Genomic DNA, 22,294 nt, shown 5'->3' on the forward strand with positions numbered 1-22,294 from the left:
TAAATATGTTATGAATCTATTTGATTTTCAAATATTCCGATTTTTTTCAAGGGATTCTATTGTTGAATGTAGAATAATGGTAATAGGAACGAGAAAATTGCCAGTACTTTTGGAGGTGTTTTTTTTGGGCGATACCTTGGTTTCTTTTACTGATGAAAAACTATCGGATTTTCATACCGGAAAGATGACAGATGCTTATCTGTATTTCGGTTCACATATTCACCAGGATGAGACATACTTTGCGGTTTGGGCACCGGATGTCAAAAGCGTCTCCGTCATTGTTGCCAATTCGGCGGATGCGGATGAAAGACAGTACCGAATGGCGCCGCTTTCGCTTGATCCAACGATTTGGGAAGTGCGGGTACTGGAAGATTTAACAGGGGCTGTGTACGAATATGAAATTGAAACGGTTCAAGGGGATTTTATCCGAAAAACAGATCCGTTTGCAAGAGCCAATGAGAAAAGGCCGCAGCACCGTTCGATTGTAGCAGGCAACTCCAAACACGTATGGTCTACGGAAGTATTGGAGCAGAAAAAAAGTATCGTGAAAAATCATTTTGAAAAGCCGATGGCCATTTATGAGGTACATATCGGAACCTGGAAACGGAACAAAGAAGGAGATTTTTTGACTTACCGGGAGCTGGCAGGTGAATTGATTCCGTATGTAAAGAAACAAGGTTTCACGCATATTGAAATCTTGCCGATTACGGAACATCCGCTTGATGAGTCCTGGGGCTATCAGACAACAGGGTTTTTTGCGCCGACTAGCCGCTACGGCACGGTAGATGATTTGAAATATTTCATCGCCAAATGCGCAGAGAGCGGCATCGGCTTAATATCGGACTGGGTGCCCGGACATTTCTGCGTCGATGCTCATGCACTGGCATCGTTCAATGGATCGCTGCTTTACGAAGAACAACGGCCGGAGCGCAGGAGCAATCCCGACTGGGGAACGTTAAATTTTGACGTGCAAAAAGGAGAAGTCGTCAGTTTCATCCTATCGAGTGCACATTACTGGTTTGAAGAGTATAAATTTGATGGCTGCCGGATGGATGCACTGGTGAATCTGTTGTTTATCCCGAACCGCCCGGAAAGGCCGCATAACAAAGAAGGGGCGGATTTTTTGCGGAAGTTGACTGCAAGCTTGCGCCTCCATTATCCAGAAGCCATTTTGATTGCAGAAGATGCCTGGCATTATCCGAAAGTCACAGGGGATATCAAAGAAGGCGGCATCGGCTTTGATTATAAATGGAATTTTGGCTGGATGAATGATACACAATCATATTTGAAGACACCGTTTTCCGAACGGCGTGATTCCCATCGCAAGCTTAATTTTGCGATGATGTACTACTATGATGAAAGATTCATCTCGACTTTTTCCCATGATGAAGTAATTCCGGAAAAAGGATCTCTGCTGGGGAAAATGTGGGGAACAACCGAAGAAAAGTTTGCCCAGCTGCGGCTATTGCTCAGTTTCTGGGTGGCTTTTCCGGGGAAAAAGCTGTTATTTATGGGGCAGGAATTCGGGCAGGTCGACCCATGGGACTTCCAGCCGACATTGGATTGGCATTTGTTCGATTTTAAAGCCCACCGGGAAATGGCATCTTTCACAAAAGAACTTTTGAGCTTTTATAAAAAAGAACGGGCATTCTTTGAGTTGGATTATGATCGCCAAGGATTTGAATGGCTGGATGCAGACGATAGCGAAAAAGGAGTGCTTTCATTTATCCGAAGGGGCCGCTCGGCTGAAGACACGTGCATTGTTGTTTGCAATTTTTCAGAACGGTCCTATGACGCGTTTCAAGTAGGTCTGCCTGCAAATGGTTTTTACCGGAAAATCTTTTCAACAGCCAGTGGCAATTCCGGAAAAACGGGGGACGGGAAAGGTGCGGGAATTCAAGCGCAGCAAGTCCCTTTGAAAAAGCAGCAGTACTCCATGAAAATAGACTTGCCAGCATTTGAAGTAAGCATTTGGAAACTAAAACAGGATGGGAGTGTAGAGGCATGAAAAGAAAAATAGTTGCGATGCTTTTGGCAGGAGGTCAAGGAAGCCGCTTAAAATCATTGACCTATGATATTGCGAAGCCCGCTATTCCGTTTGGCGGAAAGTACCGGATCATCGATTTTCCTTTATCGAACTGTGTGAATTCTGAAATCCATACGGTTGGCGTCCTGACACAATACCAGCCTCATGTTCTGCACAATTATATCGGACTTGGGACGCCTTGGGATCTTGACCGGCGTACAGGGGGCGTTACGATGTTGACGCCATATGCCGGAATGGAAGGCATTAAATGGTACAACGGCACAGCGAATGCCATTTATCAGAACATCAAATACCTGACGGAACAAGATCCGCAATACGTCATCATTTTATCAGGCGACCATATTTACAAAATGAATTACCAGACGATGCTGGATTTCCATATTGAACAAAATGCGGGAGCGACAATTTCCGTTATTGAAGTGCCATGGAAAGATGCCAGCCGCTTCGGGATCATGAACACCGATGAAAATATGCAGGTTAAAGAGTTTGTGGAAAAACCGGCAGAACCGGAAAGCAACCTGGCTTCAATGGGGGTGTACATTTTTGATTGGGCGAAGCTGAAAAAGTATTTGCTGATGGATAACGACAATGAAAATTCCTCCCATGATTTCGGAAAAGACATTATTCCGTTGATGCTTGAGCAAGGCGAGAAGATGGTGGCTTACCCATACAAAGGCTACTGGAAAGATGTAGGGACGGTAGAGAGTTTATGGGAAGCCAATATGGATTTATTGAATTCAGATTCGGATTTGAATTTGAATGATCCGGCATGGCGCATTTTCTCCTCCAATCGCCAGCTGCCGCCGCAAGTGGTCGGCGAAACCGGTTATTTGCAGGAAGCGCTGATTAATGAAGGCTGTGTCATCAACGGAAAAGTGGAGAAATCGGTTGTTTTTCAGGATGTTGAAGTGAAAGAAGGCGCTACTCTTTATGAATGTGTCGTCATGAACTGCGTGAAGATTGGCAGCGGCGCCAAGTTATCGAGAGTGATCATTCCGCCTGATTTGGTGATTCCGGAAAATTTTGAGCTGAAAGAACAAGGGGATGAAATTGTCTTATTGACCCAAGACATCATAGATGAGTGGAAAGGAAGTGTTGGCAAATGAGATTAGTCGCAGTCATTGATGCTGCAGTGAAGAAGCCGGGCCTGGAAGATTTAACGATGTACCGCACCACTGCTTCGGTTCCTTTTGCCGGGCGTTACCGCTTGATTGACTTTACCTTATCAAATATCGTGAATTCCAATATCAATTCCGTCGGCGTTTTTGCTTCCTATCCTTTTGTTTCATTATTGGATCATATTGGAATGGGGAAAAACTGGGATTTGGATCGCCGGAAAGACGGGCTGTTTTTTCTCCCGATTTCCCAAAAGGCTGGAGACCAAATTACTGTTGGATCTTTCGCAGCGCTTGAAGAACATATGGACTTTTTCGATAAGAGCCGGCAGGATTATGTGGTTGTGACGGCTTGCTCGACAATATGCCAAATCGATTACGAAGACATGCTTGATGCCCACATAGCGTCCGGTGTTGATATAACGGAAGCTGTCGGCGGCGGGTTGGGGCTGAACAATTATATTTTGAAGAAAAGCTTGCTGAAGGAATTGATCCGGACGCACCGGGAAAAGCGCGTTATTAGTGTGGAAGACGTTGTTAGACTGAACAGAGCGCCTTATTCTTACGGGAAATATGAATATACAGGCTACTACGCCATCATTGATTCCATTGAAAGTTATTTTCAGGCGTCGATGGATTTACTGGAACAGGACAAAAGAAACGAATTGTTCCTTTCAAAACGCCCGATTTACACAAAGGTGAAAGATGAGCCGCCTACCCGTTACATGCCGGGGTCGCACGTCGCCCGAAGTTTGATCGCCAATGGCAGTACGATTGAAGGCACTGTAGGCAACAGCATCATCAGCCGGGCAGTTTCCGTCAACCAAAGCAGCAAAGTCGACCATTGCATTATCATGCAAAAATCGTTCATTGAGAAAAACTGCGAGTTGTCTTATGTGATTGCTGATAAAGATGTCTATGTCGAAGAAGGTGTAGTACTTAAAGGAACACCGGAAAAACCGGTGGTTCTCCGCAAAGGAGAGCGGGTAACAAAGGAGGAAGTCCGATGAAGATTGTAATGGCTGCTGCGGAATGCGTGCCTTTTGTAAAAACCGGGGGGCTTGCAGACGTGATGGGCGCATTGCCAAAAGAATTAGTGGCGCTTGGCCATGAAGTCACCGTGATTCTTCCCAAATACAGCCTGATTCCGGAAGAATATAAAAATGAGTTTTCGTTGTTTGGAGAAATCCAAGTCCCGTTTAAAGGGCAACAAAACACTCACACGCTTTTCGAGTACGTGCTCAAAGGCGTCCGTTATGTATTAGTGGAAAACGACTCTTATTTTGCACGTGAGCAAATATACAGCCAACCCGACGACGGGGAGCGTTTCGCTTTTTTCAACCGCGCCGTATTGGCAGCAGTGGAAACCTTGGAAGAAGGCGTGGATATTTTACATATTCACGACTGGCATACCGGAATGATTCCTTTTCTATTAAAAGAAGATGAGCGTTACGCAGTATTAAAAGGGAAGTTGAAGACGATTTTAACGATTCACAACCTGCAGTTTCAGGGCTGGTTTCCTAAAACACTGCTGGTGGACGAGCTGGAAATGGATGACTCCCATTTTCACGAAGAAGCCGTTGCCTGGCATAACAATGTCAATTTTTTAAAGACCGGCATTGTTTACGCCGATAAAGTCACGACCGTCAGCCCAACATACCGGAACGAAATCCTGACCGAGCAATACGGGGAAAAACTGGATTCGCTATTGCGTACGAGAGAAGAAGATTTAATCGGCATTTTGAACGGCCTGGATACCGAAGCTTATAATCCGGCTGCCGACATGGATATCGAAATGGTATATGACCAGACTTCTGTAGAAAATAAGGCTGTCAATAAGCGTGCGGTGCAATCCCGTTTCGGCCTTCCGGAGCGTGGCGACGTACCGCTGTTAACCATGGTTTCCCGGTTGTCGGGCCAAAAAGGAATTGATGTTTTGGAGCAGGCATTGCCGGGGATACTGGAAGCACAAGACGTTCAGTTTGTCTTGCTTGGTTCCGGTGAAAGCCAGTATGAGCAGTTTTTCGAAGTCCTGGAAGCGGACTTTCCTGGGCAAGTGGTAGCCCATATCGGTTTTGACGAATCGCTTGCCCATTTGCTGTACGCGGGCGCAGATATCTTTTTGATGCCTTCCCATTTTGAACCTTGTGGATTAAGCCAGCTGGTTTCGATGCGCTATGGCACAGTGCCGGTAGCCAACAAGACAGGGGGGCTCAAAGATACGGTCGTGGAATACGATCCAGACCTGCAAAGCGGCAATGGATTTTTAAGCGATTTTTCAAAGCAGGAAAGTTTTGCAGAAGCCGTGAACCGTGCCCTGTCCCTGTATCAACAGCCCGAACACTGGAAAATGATCAAACAAAATGGCATGCGGGGCGATTACTCCTGGTCACGTTCTGCAAAAGAATACGCCAGTGTATATGAGGGAATCGCCGGAAAGTGAAGGTGGCGGATGTTTTATTCAAAAGAAGAATTTAAAGAAAACTTTGCAAAGCTACTGGAACAGCAAGAACAGCCTGCAGCTCCCGAAACCGCCTACTTCGTTTTAGCTGGAATGGTGCGGGAATTTGTCCAACGGGATTGGGATGAAACGACTTATCTGTATCAGGAAGAGCAGCGGAAACAGCTGTATTATTTTTCGATTGAATTCTTGATCGGCCGCATGCTGGGACAGAACTTAGTGAACTTGTCGCTTTATGAAATGGTAAACGAAGGCTTGGCTGAACTTGGCTATAATTTGGCGGAACTTGAGGAACAGGAGCCAGAACCGGGTCTTGGCAATGGCGGTCTTGGCCGGCTTGCCGCCTGTTTTATGGACTCTCTTGCCTCGCTTCAGATGCCTGGGCATGGCTGCGGCATCCGCTACAAAGGCGGATTGTTCAGCCAAGGCATAAGCGATGGTTTTCAGACCGAGAAGCCGACCGACTGGATAAATGATTCCATCGGATGGGATACCAGACGGGAAGATTTGGCTTTGTATATCCCGTTTTTCGGGAAACTGCATGCCTCAGATGACGGGCCATTCAAGCCGGAACATAGAGATGTGAAATGGGTAAAAGCTGTACCATACGACATGCCGGTAGTCGGCGCGTATGGAAACACAGTTAACACACTGCGCCTTTGGCAAGCCGAACTGCCGGAACCGCATTTGCTGCCTGATGGCGACATCGACGCTTATCAGCAGCAAGTCGAAACCATTTCGGATCGTCTGTACCCCGATGATTCAACCGAAGAAGGGAAAATCCTCCGGTTGAAGCAGCAATATTTTCTATGCAGCGCTTCCCTTCAAACCATAGTCAAAAATCGTGATTTTCCGATGACGGTTCTGGCAAAGCACGTAGCCATCCAAATCAATGACACCCATCCAGCTTTAGCTATTCCTGAACTGATGCGGATTCTGCTCGATGAAGAAGGAATGTCATGGGAAGAAGCGTGGGGAATTACGACTCACACCATTTCTTACACCAACCACACCATTCTGGAAGAAGCGATGGAAAAGTGGAGCAGCCACATTCTTGAACAGCTCCTTCCACGCGTGTATATGATCATCCAGGAAATCGACCGCCGCTTTAAGGAGAAATGCCATCAGGAAAAATTAGAGCCTGAAGCGCTGAAGAAACTCGCCATCATCGATGACGGAATGGTCAAAATGGCGACGCTAGCTGTCGTGGGAAGCTACAAAGTGAACGGAGTTGCCAAGCTGCATACGGACATTTTAAAAAGGCGTGAGATGAAAGAGCTGAATGAGCATTTTCCTCATAAATTCCATAATAAAACCAACGGCATCACCCACCGGCGCTGGCTGATAAAAGCGAACCCTGAACTTTCGAATCTGATTTCTTCCGCAATTGGAGACGAATGGAAGCGGGACACGATGAAGCTGCATAAGCTGAATGAATTTACGCAGAATCCGGTATTTGTCGGTGATTTTAAAGCCGTGAAGCAGCAAAAAAAGAACCAGCTTGCCGATTATGTATGGAGCCACCAAGCTATAACCATCGATCCTGAATCGATTTACGATATGCACATCAAAAGATTCCATGGCTATAAGCGGCAGTTGATGAATATTCTGCATATCCAAATGCTTTACAACCGGATTAAAGAAGATGCCTCTTACCGGCCATACCCGCGCACTTTTTTCTTTGCGGGCAAAGCGGCAAAGAGCTATCAATTCGCCAAGCAAGTCATTAAACTGATCAATACTGTAGCAGAAAAGGTGAACAATGACCCTGTCGCGCGCCATCATCTTCATGTTGTCTTTGTTGAAGATTACAGCGTCAGCCGGGCTGAAAAAATGTTTCCTGCAGCTGATATCAGCGAACAGATTTCGACCGCCTCAAAAGAGGCTTCCGGCACCGGGAATATGAAATTCATGATGAACGGCGCTGTAACATTGGGCACTTTTGACGGAGCGACTGTAGAAATCGTTGAACAAATCGGAGATGACAACGCCTTTATTTTCGGGTTGTCTGCGCAGCAAGTTATGCAGTTTGAAAAAGAGAAAACCTATCATGCAAGGGAATTCATCGAAAAAGACCGGGAAATCGGCCGGGTGGTCAGTGAATTGTTAAGCGGCAGCTTGTCAAAAGGACCGGAAAATATCGACTTTATCCGTCAGCAGCTTGTCGGCGAAAACGATCCGTTTTTTGTGCTGAAAGACCTTCAGCATTATGCCAGAACCCATAACCGGGTATTGGCCGTCTATGAAGACAGCTTGGCTTGGCAAGAAATGTCGGTGGTGAATATTGCCCAATCCGGAATTTTTTCAAGCGACCGGACCATTCGCCAATATTCGGACGAAGTATGGAATTTGGAAAAAGTGCACAGTAAATAACCGTACCGGGAAGGGTGATAGCATGGCGGAAGGGAATTTCGATAATACGGATTTGAAAGATTACAAAGCAAGCGGAGTCCTCCAAGGGAAAGTGGCCATTATTACCGGGGGGAACAGCGGAATTGGACAAGCGGTCGCTTTCGCTTACGCCAAAGAAGGCGCCAAAGTGGTGATCGGGTACCTGGACGATGAAGAAGCTACCGCAAAAACGATTGAAACGATTGAAAGCTACGGGGGCGAGGCAAAAGCGCTGAGCGGTGACTTAGGGAAATCCGAAAACTGCGATAAGCTCGTTCAATTTGCGCTCGATTCATTCGGACAAATTGATATTCTGGTCAACAATGCCGGGTACCAGTATCCGGAAAGCAATCCGGTGGATATTACCGATGAACATATATTGAAGACGTTCGAAATCAAGGCGTTTGCCATGCTGTACCTGGTCCGCGCGGCACGCCCGCATTTGAAAGAAGGCGCTCGCATCATCAATACCGCCTCCATCAATGCCTACCGGGGGCATTCGGATTTGATCGATTATGCCGGGGCAAACGGCGCTATGGTCTCGATGACGCGTTCGCTCGCCCGTCGTTTTGTCCGGGAAGGCATTGCGGTGAACGGCATTGCTCCGGGCCCGGTTTGGACCCCGCTGATCCCGAAAACGTTCGGCCATCTGGATCCGGAACTGGAAGAAGGATTTGGCAAAGATGTGCCCGCCGGACGGCCCGCCCAACCTTATGAACTCGTAAAAGCTTATGTCTTTTTGGCAGATCCCCAAAATTCGTATATGACCGGGCAATTTTTGCATATGAACGGCGGAGACTATATGTCCACCTGATTCCAAAGAAAAAAGCTGGCCAGATTGAAGGCCAGCTTTTTTGTGTTGCCTGGAGATTAAATCGCCGCCTCCTGTTTGAATAATGCCCCTGGTTTCCGGCCTTTTTAGCTGCTTTGGAAGAGAACGGGCCGCTGAGAATATGGTAAAATTCAGTATAGGAAGAGGCGAGGAATATGAAAAATAAACTTATATGGCTGGCCGCACTGACTCTCGTGCTGCTGGCTGGCTGCCTGCAAGAGGCAAAGCCCCAGGAGAAGCCCGGCCCATCCGAAGCACCTACAACACCGGCGGCGACAGAATCCGCAAAAGAAAATTTGAAAGTTCATTTTATCGATGTCGGCCAAGGGGATGCCACGCTTTTGGAGTATGAAGACTACAAGCTGCTGATTGATACCGGTGACTGGAACAGTACAGCGACCGTTGATTATTTGAAAGCGAACGAAGTTGAAAAATTGGATATTGTCGTAGGGACGCATCCCGATTCCGACCATATCGGCCAATTGGAGCGCGTCGTCGAGCAATTTGAAGTCGGAGAAGTTTGGATGTCCGGAAATGCCAGCACTTCGAATACGTTTATCAATGCTTTGAAGGCGATTGACGAGAAGGGAACGGATTACTACGAACCGCGTGCCGGAGAAGTGTTTGATGTCGGCAGCCTGCAAGTCGAAGTGCTTTATCCTGAAGAAATTACAGGCAAGGCCAACGAGGAATCCATCTCGCTGAAACTGACTTACGGCGATATCGACTTTGTCTTTACGGGGGATTCCGGCGTAAAGGAAGAGCAGGCAATGATTGATAATGGAGCGGATTTGGATGCAGAAATTCTGCATTTGGGCCATCACGGCTCCAATACTTCTACAAGCAATGCATTCTTAAAAGCAGTAACCCCTGAAGTGGCCGTATACAGTGCCGGAATCGATAATTCCTATGGGCATCCGCATGCGGAAGTAATCGCGGCTGTCGAAAACGCGGGAGCGGAAGTATACGGCACTGATGTCAACGGTACGGTAGTGCTTGATACAAACGGAAAAACCTATGAAATCAGTACGGAAAAAGAAGGGACAGTGGTGGAAGGGAAAAACCGCTGCCTCGATATCAATAAGGCATCTACTGCTGAATTGCAGGAAATTGCCGGCATCGGGACATCTTTGGCCGAAGCCATCATCGACGAGCGGCCGTTTAAAACCATCGAAGAACTGGATAAAATAAAAGGCATCGGCAAAGGCAAAATTAGCGCCATTAAAGAACAGGGCCTTGCTTGCATAGGGGAGTGATTGGATGAGAGGCACACTGGACCGAATAGAAGACGGCCATTTGGCGGTCATCCTGCTGGAAGAGGCGAAGCAGGAAATCATTTTGCCCATCAGGCATTTGCCGGAAGGCAGCCGAGTGAATTCATGGTTTGAAATCGAGCTGGATGGAGAAGAAATCATTTCAATTTCATTAGATGAAGAAACGGCGGAAGCCAAAGAAAGCGAAGCCCAGGAATTGATGCAAAAGCTGAGATCGAGACGCCGCGGCAGCCGCTTTAAGCGGGAATAATCCCGGTTAAGCGTAAATGCCGCAACGCTGAGCATAAATTTCAAAACTTGGGCATAAACACAAAAAGAAGGCCGGGAGACTAACTCCCGGCCTTCTTTTCTTATGAATCATTATGCTTTTTCCATCAATTCCAGATGATAATCGGCTACTTCGTCTGCTTGGTAAAGATTTGTGATGGACGTGGAATAATTGGAAATGGAAGCGGGAAAATCCAGATTTTTTTCAGGCACGCGGATCTGGAAATCCATTTCATACAATAGCACCGCAATGTCATGGTACTCGTTGCTCGTCACTTTAAAATCAATAATGATCTTATGCAGTTCCCGTTCGGTCCCGGGAGTCTTCACCGTTTCATGTGAAAATTGAAAAGCTTCGATGACGCGGTCGTTAATGTGGATTTGTGTACTCATGTAATTGATTCGCCTCCATTTTTTGTTTTGAAAAACTCGATGGCTTTAGATGCCAGTTGTGCTTTCACCATGTCTTCCATCGGCGGATTGTATAAGCCGGCGCGGATGTTCAAGTAATGGCGGTGCATCGGATTGGCTTCCGACAGCGCACGTGAGCCCACAATTTTCATCGCTTTGTCGACAATGCCCATTGCTGCATGGGTTACAGCTATTTTGGCCACGTCGAGTGCTTCGTCCATTGTGGACTTGTCAGGTGCCAGTTCATAGCGTTCGACTGTTCCGTAAAGCATATGGCGGGCGGTCGCGAGTTCCAATTCCATCTCCCCGATGGTCTGACGGATATTCGGCGTCTCAGCGATCGGTTTGCCAAGTGAAGCGGGTGCATAGGACGAGGCAAAGTCAATTGCGTAATCGCGGGCTGCGGCGGCAATGCCGATGTAACAAGCGGGTATGTGGAGCAGCCAACCTTTTCCGGCTGCTTGTGCACCCGACGGTTTCAGTACATAGGAAGCCGGTATGCGTACATTTTGAAGCACTAATGTGTGGCTCGCAGTTCCGCGCATCGCCAGCATATCCCATGTTTCATCGATTGAAACACCTTCCGCTTCCCGCGGAATGATAAACGTCATTACTTCTTCGGTCTCCAAAGCAGCCGTCACAAAAATATAGTCGAGGGCCGGCGCGAGGGAGGTGTAAGTCTTTTCCCCGTTAATGATCCATTCGTCGCCGTCGCGTACAGCAGTGGTGCGCGGCAAGGCGCCGCGTGCCGGACTGCCGGCGTTATTTTCAGTAGCAGCCGTATTGATCAAGGCGCCGCTGGCAATCTGTTTCATCAGCCATTTCGCAGATTCGGGGTGCCAGTGCCGGTTTTCGGCAAATTCAAGCACAATTCCGACATGCCAGCCAATCGATAAGCCGGTAGGGCCCGACGCTTTCGATATCGCTTCCTGGGCCAATATGTATTCGTATAAGCCAAGCCCTTGTCCGCCGTATTCAGCCGGCAGCGTTAAAGTATGGTATTGGATATTTTTTAAATCTTGTATATTTTCGTGAGGGAACGAGCCGAGGGCATCGAGTTCCGGCTCGCGTTGTTGAAAAGTTGGCTGCAACGCCTGGATCTGTGCGGCCAGCTTTTGCTGTTCAGGGGTTTTGATAAAAGCGTCCATGAAAATATGCTCCTTCCAGCAGGGTTTACTAAAACCATAACATGAAAAGCCGCCAAAGCGGGACTTGCATGCTTTGGCGGCTTTCGCTTAATTATTATTTACACTGCTGTTGATGCCTACAGGTTTATCGGAATTTCTGATGTCTGCCCAGATCAAAGCCGCTACTAGGAAGAATCCAAGGTAACCGACGACCGGATAGAACATATTCACAAGTTCAGTGAATCCGACAAAACTCAGAATGTAAGAAATGATTCCCACAATGATTACGAAAATCTTGAACTTGGCTGTGCCGGAGTGCATGAAGCGTGCTGAAAAAGCATAAATCATGCCAACTGCGGTATTGAAAATCATTCCGAATAAAATGAAAGACATAAACCAGCCGATAAGAGGTGAAATGTCGTTGGCAATTTGAAGCATTGGCATTTCTGCGCCTCCAACTTCATCGACTCTAGCAAATATTGCCAAGTGGCTCAAAATGATTAAAACTCCGAGTCCGAGGCCGCCAAAAAGACCGCCGCGTGCTGCAATTTTTTCATCTTTTTCGGTGCTGCCCATAACAATGGCCATGGAAGCTCCGACTGCAATATTAAAAGAGGCATAGTTCAGAGCGGACAAAAACCAGTTGGGAACAGCTGACAGCTGTTCTTTGGCAATCGGATCCAATAAAGAAAATGCTGAATCCATCGTTGCTAAACTATAAACCGCAAGAATGACAACCATCAAGATAAGAAAAGGCGTAATGCCTCCGATAATGGCAATGACTTTTTCCACATTCAGCATAATCGTTAAAATGACCAGCACAATCAGAAGGGTGCTTCCGAGAGCTGCCGGAAGGCCGAACTGCTGAGTGAAAATTGATCCGGCTCCGGCAACCATTACGACGCCTACGCCAAATAGCGTTAAGATAATTATATAATCCACAATCGTGCCGAGAATTTTTCCACTGATTCCATAAATAACATCTTTATGGGAGGTCTTTTGCATTCGGCTGCCTAAGCGTGTTAAGCTCATGCCGAGATAGGCAAACATGACCGTTGAAATAAGCGCAGCTAAAATGCCCATGAGGCCGAAACTTGTAAAGTACTGCAGGATTTCTTGTCCGGAAGCAAATCCAGCCCCGACAATAATGCCGATAAAGGCACTTCCCATTTTTAAACTCTTCTTCATATATATCCCCCTTGAAGTTATTTTCTCCTCATAGAAGTTATCCTCTCTATAATTAGAAAATTAACCTTATTCAAATATAACAAATCAAAGTAAGCGTTTCAATAGAGGAAAAGAGGGGGAAGCAGGACACGGCTATATGACTACAGGTATGGAAGACCTTTCCCAATAAAACTATAAAAACAGTCCAGAAATATTATAAAAACATAGAAAACCCACCTTCCGTACGGAAGATGGGCATGAATCTGTATTATGCATTCTTGTTGGCAATAATGACAAGTTTGCCTTTATCGAGTTCTTCTTCATATTCTGCAGCTTCATCGGTCGTTAAACCGGCTGCTGCCATTTCCGAGCGCAATTGGTCACCGCGTGAAACGGTCATGTTTTTCAAGGATTTTAAGAAGCCGCCGACTTGTTCTGTATCCAGGGCATCGGCAATATCAGCTTCACGGCGTTTGTCGTGTGCAAATACATAAATTTCATCGTGTGTGTATCCTTGAGTCTCCAACTTTTCAATTTCTGCCTTCGCCTGTACGGCGTTTTCTACGGTCATTTTTACTGTCAAAATAATCCCTCCAAAATTTATTTGTTAAGATCTATCTACTCTCATACATACCACTATGGCTCATCCATTAAACAAGATAGCTAAGCAGCAATCCGGTATACTATAGAAAAAACCGAGGGAGCGATTTGAATGAAGGTTACAACGATTGGGATTTGGGGAGGTTATCCGAATAAAAACGAAGCCACATCCTCGTTTTTGCTGGAACATGACGGATTCCGCTGTTTAGTAGACTGCGGCAGCGGCGTATTGGCTGCTGTCCAAAACTATACGGAACTGCGCCATCTGGATGCAGCGGTCATCAGCCACTACCATCCGGACCATGTGGCAGACATTGGCGTGCTTCAGCATGCGGCTATGGTCGGAATGCAATTGAAGGAATGGGATACACCGTTTCCGATTTATGGCCACGACCGGGATCCGGCTATGTTCGAAAGCCTGTCGTATAAAGGCGTGACAGAAGGACGGCCAATTGACGTTTCCCGTGAAATGCAAATCGGCCCTTGGCAAGTATCCTTCTGTGAAACCATTCACCCGGTTTATTGTCTGGCACTAAAATTTACAGCCGCCGGAAAATCGGTCGTGTTTACAGCGGATACGGAATGGACAGACGATTTGGTGCCTTTTTCAAAAAATGCGGAGCTGTTGGTCTCGGAAGCGAACTTATACGAAAAATACCTGGGCATTATTAAAGGGCATATGAGCGGGAGCCAAGCCGGGCAACTCGCTGCCCAGGCGGGTGCGAAAGAATTATGGCTGACCCATTTGCCGCAGTACGGAAACATCGAAGAAATCCTGGAAGCAGCCAAAAAAACTTATAGTGGAAAAGTTCAGTTTGCGGAAATTGGACAAACTGTTGAAGTTTGATAAACAACCGGCGGGGAGTTCTGCCGGTTGTTTATTTTTTTTTGCAGAAAAAATTACGTGTTTTTCTTCAAGAATCAGGGAAATAAAAAGAGAAATAACTTTTGAATCGCAGAAGACGGAAAGGGCGCTGACAGATGAAGGAATTTATAAGATTATTAAAAATGGGCAACAAATCAGCAATGTGGGCAGCCATTGTCAATTTAGTGGTGGGCTTGATCAAAACAGCGGCTTATTTACTATCAGGAAATGTCGCGATGTTCGCAGAAATGATGCATAGCTTCGGAGACGCAGCGAACCAGTTTTTCGTGTTCATCGGTTCGGCATTCAGCAAGAAAGCCCCGACAGAACGCTTTCCCGGCGGTTTTGGACGTTTAGTAAATCTTGTTCTGCTGGGAGCCGTATTAATCGTTGGCGTTTTGGCTTATGAAACGATTGTGGAAGGCCTTCACCATATCTCGGATACCGTGCATTCTGAAGAAGGGTTCTGGCTGAATATCGGCGTCCTGGGTGCAGCGGCTTTATTGGAAGGCTTTGTTTTGTACAAGGCGATGCGGGAAATTACGGAGCACCTGCCGGAAGAAAAGACGCGGGGATTGAAGTTTATCCCAGCGAGCTATAAAAACGTGAAAGATGCGAAACCGGCTACGAAACTCGTGTTTTTGGAAGACAACGTAGCAGTAGGAGGAGCGCTGCTTGCGTTGGTTGCCATTGTGCTGGCCACATATACACCGTTTCATAGCGCCACAGGCTACGCTTCGATCATTATCGGAATCATGCTGATTTTGGTAGTTGGACGTGTATTCCTTGATAATGCGGCAGGCGCTTTAGGAGCGGCAGATGTGAAAATGCAGGCCAGAATCGGCGCCAAGGTTCTGCAGCATCCGAAAGTGAACGATATCCAGGACCTCGATGTTATTAAAGAAGGCGACCACTTTCATGTGGAATTAAAGCTGGAAGTAGATCCTCAAATGACGATTGCAGAAGCGGATGACATTCGGGATTATATTGAAAAACGGATTAAAGAAGGGGTGCGGGGCGTCACAGATGTCATCATTGAATTTGATGAAGACGACCAGGTCCCTACGTGGATTCAACCAAACGGCAAAGCCTGATGATGGTCTTGCCGAGCAGATAGCTTGTATTCAAGATATTTTGGTTCTATGGTTAAATGGCAGCTTGAATTGAAAGGAAGTTATTTGATGAACCAACATATAAAAACATTGCCAGTATCCGTTCTGGATTTGGTTGCCATTTCCGAAGGGCAGACAGCAAAAGACGCACTTGAGGATATGGTCAGCCTGGCCCAGCACGTGGAAAAATTGGGGTATCGCCGCTTTTGGTTGTCAGAACACCACAATTCGCCGACACTTGCGAGTTCTGCGACATCGATTTTGATTTCTAAAGTGCTGGACCATACAGAGTCCATCGAAGTAGGTTCAGGAGGCGTCATGTTGCCGAACCACACACCGCTTGTCGTAGCCGAACAATTTGGGACATTGGAAACAATGCATCCGGGGCGCGTGAATCTGGGCCTCGGCCGCGCGCCGGGCACCGACATGCAAACTGCGCATGCCCTGCGCAGAACGACACAGGAAACAGCCTATGTGTTCCCGCAAGACGTAGTGGAACTGCAAAACTATTTAGGTCCGATTGAACATCAGGGCATGGTTCATGCCTATCCGGGAGTCGGAACCGAAGTGCCGATCTTTATTCTTGGATCGAGTACATCCAGCGCCCAGCTCGCTGCGCGGTTAGGATTGCCTTACGCATTTGCTGCGCATTTTGCGCCGCAGCAGCTGAAGCAGGCGATCCAGATTTACCGCAGCCAGTTCCAGCCATCTGAATACTTAGCTGAACCTTACGTTATTGTTTGTGTCAATGTAGTAGCGGCAGAAACAACCGAAGAAGCGGAAAGACTGTCAACTTCCAGCCAGATGTTCTATTTAAATGTGGTGAGAGGCACGAAAAATCTTCTTCAGCCGCCGGTTGATACGATGGACGGCAAATGGAGTTTATACGAAGAAAACGTGGCACGAAGCATGTCACAGTATACATTCATGGGAGACCGGGAAGCCGTCAGCGGCCAGCTGCGCTCGTTCGTTGATGAAGTGCAGATTGACGAATTGATGGCAGTTTCCTATATTTATGATCAGGAAAAGAGAAAGCGTTCATTTGAGATACTGAAGGATTCTATAGACCAACTATAAAAAATGGAGGCGGTCAGAATGAAAATCGGGATTATCGGTGCCACGGGAAAAGCAGGAAGCATGATTTTGAAAGAGGCGGTTTCAAGAGGCCATGACGCAACAGCTATCGTCAGAGACGCGGCGAAAATGGAAGATGCGTCCGTGAAGGTTTTGGAAAAAGACGTTTTCAGTTTGACGTCTGAAGATCTTAAGGCGTTTGATGTGGTCGTGAATGCTTTTGGTGTACCTCCGGAAAAAGCAGAGCAGCACGTTGAAGCGGGAAGAATACTGATTCAAGCGCTACAAGGGGCTCCGGACACCCGGTTGATCGTCGTGGGAGGCGCAGGCAGTCTATTTGTCGACGAAGCAAGAACCACCCGATTGATTGAAACACCGGAATTCCCGGATGCGTTTAAAGCCATTGCATCGAACCAGGGGCAAAACCTGGCCGACCTTGAAGCAGCAGAAGGTATCAGCTGGACTTTTATGAGCCCGGCAGCATTTTTTGATGCCGACGGCAAACGGACGGGCCAGTATCAAATCGGCGAAGACAGCATCACCGTCAACAAAAAAGGCAAAAGCTACGTCAGCTATCCGGACTATGCCATTGCTTTGGTGGATGAAATTGAAAATCCTCGGCACATCAATAAACGCTTTACCGTTGTATCGGAAAGCCGTTAACTTTTCAGCTTTTTTGAACCGGACGGAATCCCGGCATAGATGTACGGGAATTGCCAACAGTTCGCCACGAAATGTTCACGTTCCTTTCTAAAGTGGAATTTGCTTTCCTGTATAATGGAGGGAAACTTCAACATATAAAGGCGGGAAACAAAGCAATGGAATTTTTATATTTTCCTGAAGATAAATCAGAATACATTCCAGGGATCATCTCGGTAGTCATCATTTTCATTTTGTCGATTCTGATTGTATGGCTTTTGATCAGAGCTTCCAGAAAACAAGTAAAGCAATTGGAAGAGCAAGGTTATCCGGTTGTTTACCATAAAAATAGCGAAATTGGCAGTAGCCAGGAAGACAAAGTTGAAATTCCGGCGGAGCAGAAACAAAATGCCCGGAAAAACGATTTTGAACGCGACAAGAAGTCCTGAATTCTTCAGGGCTTCTTTTTTTATGTCCAGAAAAAGGGGTATACTCAAAAGATAGAATAGCTTTCAGGAATTGGAGCAATGGAACATGAAAAATTTATTTGGCGGAGTTCAATGGGCGGTCTTTCTTTTGGCGTCCTCCATTGCTGCTCCGATCGCCATTGCCAATGTGTTTGGCATGGACAGCGGCGACACGGCTTTATTCGTCCAGCGGACGATTTTCGTGCTGGGCATTGCCTGCCTCGTCCAGGCCTGGCTTGGGCACCGGATGCCGATAAACGAAGGGCCAGCCGGCTTGTGGTGGGGAATCTTCATTGTCTATGCAGGGCTAATCGGCGTTATGTATCCTACAATGGAAGCCTCCTTGCAGGCCTTGCAAAGCGGCTTGCTTTACAGCGGAGGGCTATTCGTCGTTTTTGCCTATACCGGAGTAGTCCGGAAAATGAAAACCTTGTTCACCCCGACGATTACGTTTGTTTACTTGTTGCTTCTTGTCCTGCAATTAAGTGAATCGATCATCGGCGGCTTGCTCGGCATTGTGGAAGCGGGGCAGCCGGTGGATTTGCTGGTTTTGCTTGGGGGAATTGCGGTTGTGAGCATCACATTTTTCCTGATGGACCATCGAACAGCCTGGGTCAATCGCTATTCAGTATTGCTGGCGATTGCAGCGGGCTGGCTGATTTTCGCATTGTTGAATAAAACAGAACGCATCACCTTCAATCCGGATGTCATTGTGGCATTGCCGGAAATGCTGGTATTTGGTCCGCTTGTCTGGGACAGCGGCATGTTTGTGACGGCGCTTTTCCTGACCATTTTGCTCATTGCCAATATGATGGCATCGATCCGGGTAATGGAAATGGTGCTGAAAAATAACTTTTCCATTGAACGGGAAGACCGTGTCAAGCAGGCGTCTGTAGCCTCCAGCATCAACCACGTGCTGGCGGGCCTGTTCTCCGCCATCGGGCCGGTACCGATTTCAGGCGCAGCCGGGTTCGTCAGCGCCACGCGGAATCCTTCCATCAAACCATTCATCATGGGCGGCTTGCTTGTTACGTTTATCAGTTTGTTTCCCAACTTGATGGCTGTGCTTGCAGCCTTGCCGGCACCTGTCGCCTACGCTGTGATATTTGCCATCTTTACAAAAATGGTGGAAATGGCGTTTAACGAGCTGTCGCAGGAAAAAGACAGCGAACAGGCCTATAAAGTCTCCGCGTTCGGCTTGATGATCGGTGTTGGCTTCATGTTCCTGCCGCCGGAAAGCGTAGCGGAACTGCCGGCAGTAGTCGCCGCCACGTTCTCAAACGGGCTGATCACCGGAACACTGGCAGCGATTGCCATCGAACAGTACCTGCTATGGAGAAAAAAATCCCGTTAAAAAAGGAGGAGCACATGAGTGCTCCTCCTTTTATCATTTCGCTACTTCTTCAATTTCTTCTGTCAACGTAACCAGCTCATCAATCAATTCGCCGATGTAAGCAATCGTATCGCGTAAAGGCTGTTCCGTTGTGATGTCGACGCCGGCCATTTGGGCAAGCTCGACAGGTGTTTTGGTGCCGCCGGCTTTTAATACTTCAAGCCATTCGTCGACCGCCGGCTGTCCTTCATTCAAAATGCGTTTGGACACTTGCGTGGAAATGGTCAACCCTGCACTGTACGTGTATGGATACAAGCCCATATAGTAATGAGGCTGGCGCATCCACGTCAGTTCGGCGCCTGGTGTGATTTCCACTGCGTCTCCCCAGAATTCTTCGAGTACCCCTCGTTTGAGGCTATTCAACACACCGGCGTTGACGCTTTGCCCGGCATCGATGCGTTCGTACACTTTGCGCTGATAAGCCGCTTCAAGCAAATGCGTCACAAAGTTGTGGTAATACGTTCGAGCCACGATGGAAGAAATGACCCAGCGCTTGAATTTCGGATCATCTGAATTTTTGAGCAGGTGGTTCGCTACCAGCATTTCGTTCATTGTAGAAGGTGCTTCGATAAAATAAAGCGACGGGCGCGCGTTGAACAGGTTTTGTTCACGGTTTGCGTTATAGAAATGGCCGGCATGGCCAAGTTCATGAGCCAGAACGAATACTTCGTTCATACGGCCGGTCCATGAAATCAGGATATACGGATGGTTGCCGTAAGGGCTTGAACAAAATGCCCCGGTCGACTTGCCGGTGTTTTGGGCAAAGTCGATCCAGCGCTCTGAATACGAGCGTTCCACCATTTCCAAGTAGTCATCTCCCATGATGCCAAGTGCGTCATTGATGTATTTTTTGGATTCTTCCACCGTAATCTCCGGTTCGTAGGAAGGGTCCAGCGAGATTTTCAAGTCTGCAAATGTCATTTTATCCAAACCGTGCGCTTTTTGAAGCAATTTCGCGTATTTCCGCATGTGCGGCGCCAATTCTTTCATGATCAAGTCGATTTGGCGATTGTATAAGGAACGATCCACTTCCTGATTGAACAATAAATAATCAAAGGTGGTGTCGTAGCCGCGCAAGTCGGATGTGGTTTTTTCTGTTTGGAGCTGCATGTCATATGTTTTCGCCGTCGTGTGCTGGTATTCTTTCAGCTTATTCGAAAAGGCGGTAAATGCGGTGCGGCGAAGTGCAGCATCCGGCTCTGCTTCCCAATCGCCTTCAAACGATACGTAGCTGAGCGGATAGCTTTTGCCATTCACTTCAAAATCATCGAAAGCCATATCGACCATTTTGGTGGTGTTGTACAAGCCGTAAGGCGCGCTGAATGTAGAAGAATAGGCGGCCAGAGTTTTTTCTACTTCGGGATGCAGCTGATGAGGCTTTCTCCGAATCAAGTCTTTTAAGTAAACTTCAAATTCCTTAGACTGCTCCATGGCAGATTTCAGCGTTTCTTCCGGCAATGCCAAAAGCTCGCTCGTAACAAAAGATAATTGGCTGCTCATTCTTGCAGAAACAGAGCCGAATTTGCTTGAACGCATTTGGGCTTCGTCGTTTGTCTGGTCGGTGCTTAACGACAGGCTTGCATATGTACTGAGAGGAACCAGCTTTTCCAAAAGCGCCAAGTAAGCAGTAAGCACATCTACCACCGAAGCCGCATCTTGGATATTTCCTTTGAATTGCTTCTGGAATTCGGCTACATCCTGTTCCAATGTATGTAAGCTTTCGTTGAATTCTTTGTCGGATGCAAATAGGCTATTCAGATCCCATGTTTCTTCTGCGGGGACCTCTGACCGTTGGGGCAAACTTTTTACCATACTATCTCTCCTCTTTTATTACGGATGTCGAACTAACCTTTAGTATAAAGGGAACAATAAAAAAAGTAAAAAAATAATTAATTTATTTTAAAAATTCGAAAAAAGAGGTTTAAAAAAGAAAAGCACGTGGTACATATAAAGTACAAGGCGGAATAACGTAGGGAAACGCGTATAAACGAAGTAAGTTTATGAACGCATCCAGACGATAACTTGCACAGCCTTGGCGGAAAATTTTGCTTTACTGGCGATAGTTACTCTTGTCAGAGACCGAAAGTACCAGTGGTTTCTCTCCAAAAGAAGTGAATCAAATCAGTAAAAGAAGTAAGTTTTTTGTGGAAGTGCATCTAAACGTTTAACTGCAAAACATTTTATTCGCTGAGAAGTAGATGCGAACCAAAAGCCTTAATGGCAAAAAGCAGTTAGCGCAACAAACTGCATTGGCGAGGGTTACAATTTCGTCAGAGCACGAACAAGTTAGTTGTAGAAGGAATTGAATAAAAAAATTTTCCGCGTGCAAAACCCCTCTACGGTTTTATTGAGGGGGCAGAAAAAGGAAAAGCATGATCTGATGAAAAGGATCATGCTTTTTCCTTTGCATTTTTTCCTCTTAACAAATCAGAATACTTTATTTATTTTCGAACCCTTATGATAAACTAGTAAAAAGATTTGACGCTCTGCAACTAAACCATACATAGAAAAGGGGAACTGACATGAACGAGACAATTATGAACGCCATACAGGATGACTACCCGGAAGAATTTGCCTGGTGCTACGGATGCGGCCGCCTGAATAAGGAAGGCCATCATTTCCGCACGAAATGGAACGGTGAAGAAACAGTTACTTTATACAAGCCGGATCCGGCACACAAAGCAATCCCCGGTTTTGTCTATGGCGGATTGATTGCTTCGCTGATCGATTGCCACGGGACCGGTTCAGCATCGCTTGCCCTGCACCGGAAAAATGGTTTTGAACCCGGAAGCGGGGAAGAACCGCCGCGTTTTGTTACAGCATCTCTCCATGTGGACTTTATGAAACCGACGCCTGAAGGAATCGTGTTGAAAGCGATTGGGCATGTGGAAGAAATTCATCCGAAGAAATTTAAAGTGAAAGTGGAAGTATTTGCGGATGATTCCATTTGCGCCACTGGAGAAGTAACGGCAGTAGTTATGCCGAAATCATTCGGAAAATAAGCAGCAAAATGCAAGGCTGGTCCGGTCTAATTCATGCACACTTCATCCAA

20 protein-coding genes are annotated in these 22,294 nt (G+C 46.9%); 15 read left to right on the forward strand and 5 right to left on the reverse strand.

Features of this window, described 5'->3' with window-relative positions; all coding sequences use genetic code 11:
* Positions 1-124: 124 nt before the first annotated feature.
* The 8 genes from glgB (at position 125) to HU147_RS06365 (ending at position 10,370) form a co-directional block, all read left to right on the forward strand.
* Positions 125-2,008: a 1,4-alpha-glucan branching protein GlgB gene (gene glgB / locus HU147_RS06330; protein ID WP_224075449.1), complete on the forward strand. Its 1,884-nt coding sequence runs from the start codon at positions 125-127 to the stop codon at positions 2,006-2,008.
* The gene (locus tag HU147_RS06335; RefSeq protein WP_224075450.1) at positions 2,005-3,153 is read left to right on the forward strand and encodes a glucose-1-phosphate adenylyltransferase; all 1,149 of its coding nucleotides are present in this window, start codon (positions 2,005-2,007) and stop codon (positions 3,151-3,153) included. The genes glgB and HU147_RS06335 overlap by 4 nt, the downstream gene beginning before the upstream one ends.
* Positions 3,150-4,172: a sugar phosphate nucleotidyltransferase gene (locus tag HU147_RS06340; RefSeq protein ID WP_224075451.1), complete on the forward strand. Its 1,023-nt coding sequence runs from the start codon at positions 3,150-3,152 to the stop codon at positions 4,170-4,172. The genes HU147_RS06335 and HU147_RS06340 overlap by 4 nt, the downstream gene beginning before the upstream one ends.
* Positions 4,169-5,605 carry a glycogen synthase GlgA gene (gene glgA / locus HU147_RS06345; RefSeq protein WP_224075452.1) on the forward strand — a complete coding sequence of 479 codons (1,437 nt, stop codon included), beginning with the start codon at positions 4,169-4,171 and terminating at the stop codon, positions 5,603-5,605. Before HU147_RS06340 ends, glgA begins: the two co-directional genes overlap by 4 nt.
* A gap of 9 nt (positions 5,606-5,614) precedes the next feature.
* On the forward strand, positions 5,615-7,996 hold the full coding sequence (locus HU147_RS06350; protein WP_224075453.1) for a glycogen/starch/alpha-glucan phosphorylase: 2,382 nt from the start codon (positions 5,615-5,617) through the stop codon (positions 7,994-7,996).
* A gap of 22 nt (positions 7,997-8,018) precedes the next feature.
* On the forward strand, positions 8,019-8,828 hold the full coding sequence (locus HU147_RS06355; protein WP_224075454.1) for an SDR family oxidoreductase: 810 nt from the start codon (positions 8,019-8,021) through the stop codon (positions 8,826-8,828).
* A gap of 173 nt (positions 8,829-9,001) precedes the next feature.
* Positions 9,002-10,102, forward strand: coding sequence for an MBL fold metallo-hydrolase (locus HU147_RS06360; RefSeq protein ID WP_224075455.1), 1,101 nt, complete (start codon positions 9,002-9,004; stop codon positions 10,100-10,102).
* A gap of 4 nt (positions 10,103-10,106) precedes the next feature.
* Positions 10,107-10,370, forward strand: a complete 264-nt coding sequence (locus tag HU147_RS06365) for a DUF3006 domain-containing protein (RefSeq protein WP_224075456.1) — start codon at positions 10,107-10,109, stop codon at positions 10,368-10,370.
* 110 nt (positions 10,371-10,480) lie between these two features.
* Here HU147_RS06365 and HU147_RS06370 read toward each other — a convergent pair whose 3' ends face one another.
* The 4 genes from HU147_RS06370 to HU147_RS06385 all read right to left on the reverse strand — a co-directional run bounded on the left by HU147_RS06370 (position 10,481) and on the right by HU147_RS06385 (position 13,675).
* Positions 10,481-10,780 carry a DUF3219 family protein gene (locus HU147_RS06370; RefSeq protein ID WP_224075457.1) on the reverse strand — a complete coding sequence of 100 codons (300 nt, stop codon included), beginning with the start codon at positions 10,778-10,780 and terminating at the stop codon, positions 10,481-10,483.
* Positions 10,777-11,946: an acyl-CoA dehydrogenase family protein gene (locus HU147_RS06375; RefSeq protein WP_224075458.1), complete on the reverse strand. Its 1,170-nt coding sequence runs from the start codon at positions 11,944-11,946 to the stop codon at positions 10,777-10,779. The genes HU147_RS06370 and HU147_RS06375 overlap by 4 nt, the downstream gene beginning before the upstream one ends.
* An 87-nt stretch (positions 11,947-12,033) precedes the next feature.
* The gene (locus tag HU147_RS06380) at positions 12,034-13,113 is read right to left on the reverse strand and encodes a YkvI family membrane protein (protein ID WP_224075459.1); all 1,080 of its coding nucleotides are present in this window, start codon (positions 13,111-13,113) and stop codon (positions 12,034-12,036) included.
* A gap of 247 nt (positions 13,114-13,360) precedes the next feature.
* Complete coding sequence (locus tag HU147_RS06385; protein WP_224075460.1) at positions 13,361-13,675, reverse strand: general stress protein; 315 nt, start codon at positions 13,673-13,675, stop codon at positions 13,361-13,363.
* 129 nt (positions 13,676-13,804) lie between these two features.
* Here HU147_RS06385 and HU147_RS06390 point away from each other — a divergent pair, with 129 nt between their 5' ends.
* From HU147_RS06390 to HU147_RS06415, 6 genes are all read left to right on the forward strand, one after another.
* Positions 13,805-14,539, forward strand: a complete 735-nt coding sequence (locus HU147_RS06390) for an MBL fold metallo-hydrolase (RefSeq protein WP_224075461.1) — start codon at positions 13,805-13,807, stop codon at positions 14,537-14,539.
* A gap of 134 nt (positions 14,540-14,673) precedes the next feature.
* The gene (locus HU147_RS06395) at positions 14,674-15,651 is read left to right on the forward strand and encodes a cation diffusion facilitator family transporter (RefSeq protein WP_224075462.1); all 978 of its coding nucleotides are present in this window, start codon (positions 14,674-14,676) and stop codon (positions 15,649-15,651) included.
* An 87-nt stretch (positions 15,652-15,738) separates the two neighbouring features.
* Positions 15,739-16,746 (forward strand): LLM class flavin-dependent oxidoreductase, encoded by a 1,008-nt coding sequence (locus tag HU147_RS06400; RefSeq protein ID WP_224075463.1) that lies wholly within the window; start codon positions 15,739-15,741, stop codon positions 16,744-16,746.
* Between the two features lie 18 nt (positions 16,747-16,764).
* On the forward strand, positions 16,765-17,406 hold the full coding sequence (locus HU147_RS06405; RefSeq protein ID WP_224075464.1) for an NAD(P)-dependent oxidoreductase: 642 nt from the start codon (positions 16,765-16,767) through the stop codon (positions 17,404-17,406).
* Positions 17,407-17,561: 155 nt separating this feature from the next.
* A complete protein-coding gene (locus HU147_RS06410) occupies positions 17,562-17,831 on the forward strand; it encodes a hypothetical protein (protein WP_224075465.1) in 270 nt (89 codons plus the stop codon).
* Between the two features lie 85 nt (positions 17,832-17,916).
* Positions 17,917-19,203: a purine/pyrimidine permease gene (locus HU147_RS06415; RefSeq protein WP_224075466.1), complete on the forward strand. Its 1,287-nt coding sequence runs from the start codon at positions 17,917-17,919 to the stop codon at positions 19,201-19,203.
* 33 nt (positions 19,204-19,236) lie between these two features.
* Here HU147_RS06415 and pepF read toward each other — a convergent pair whose 3' ends face one another.
* Positions 19,237-21,054 carry an oligoendopeptidase F gene (gene pepF, locus HU147_RS06420; RefSeq protein WP_224075467.1) on the reverse strand — a complete coding sequence of 606 codons (1,818 nt, stop codon included), beginning with the start codon at positions 21,052-21,054 and terminating at the stop codon, positions 19,237-19,239.
* 710 nt (positions 21,055-21,764) lie between these two features.
* Here pepF and HU147_RS06425 point away from each other — a divergent pair.
* Positions 21,765-22,244, forward strand: a complete 480-nt coding sequence (locus HU147_RS06425; protein WP_224075468.1) for a PaaI family thioesterase — start codon at positions 21,765-21,767, stop codon at positions 22,242-22,244.
* Positions 22,245-22,294 lie beyond the last annotated feature (50 nt).

The sequence above is a fragment of the Planococcus chinensis genome (genome assembly GCF_020071995.1).
Taxonomy (GTDB): Bacteria; Bacillota; Bacilli; order Bacillales_A; family Planococcaceae; genus Planococcus; species Planococcus chinensis_A.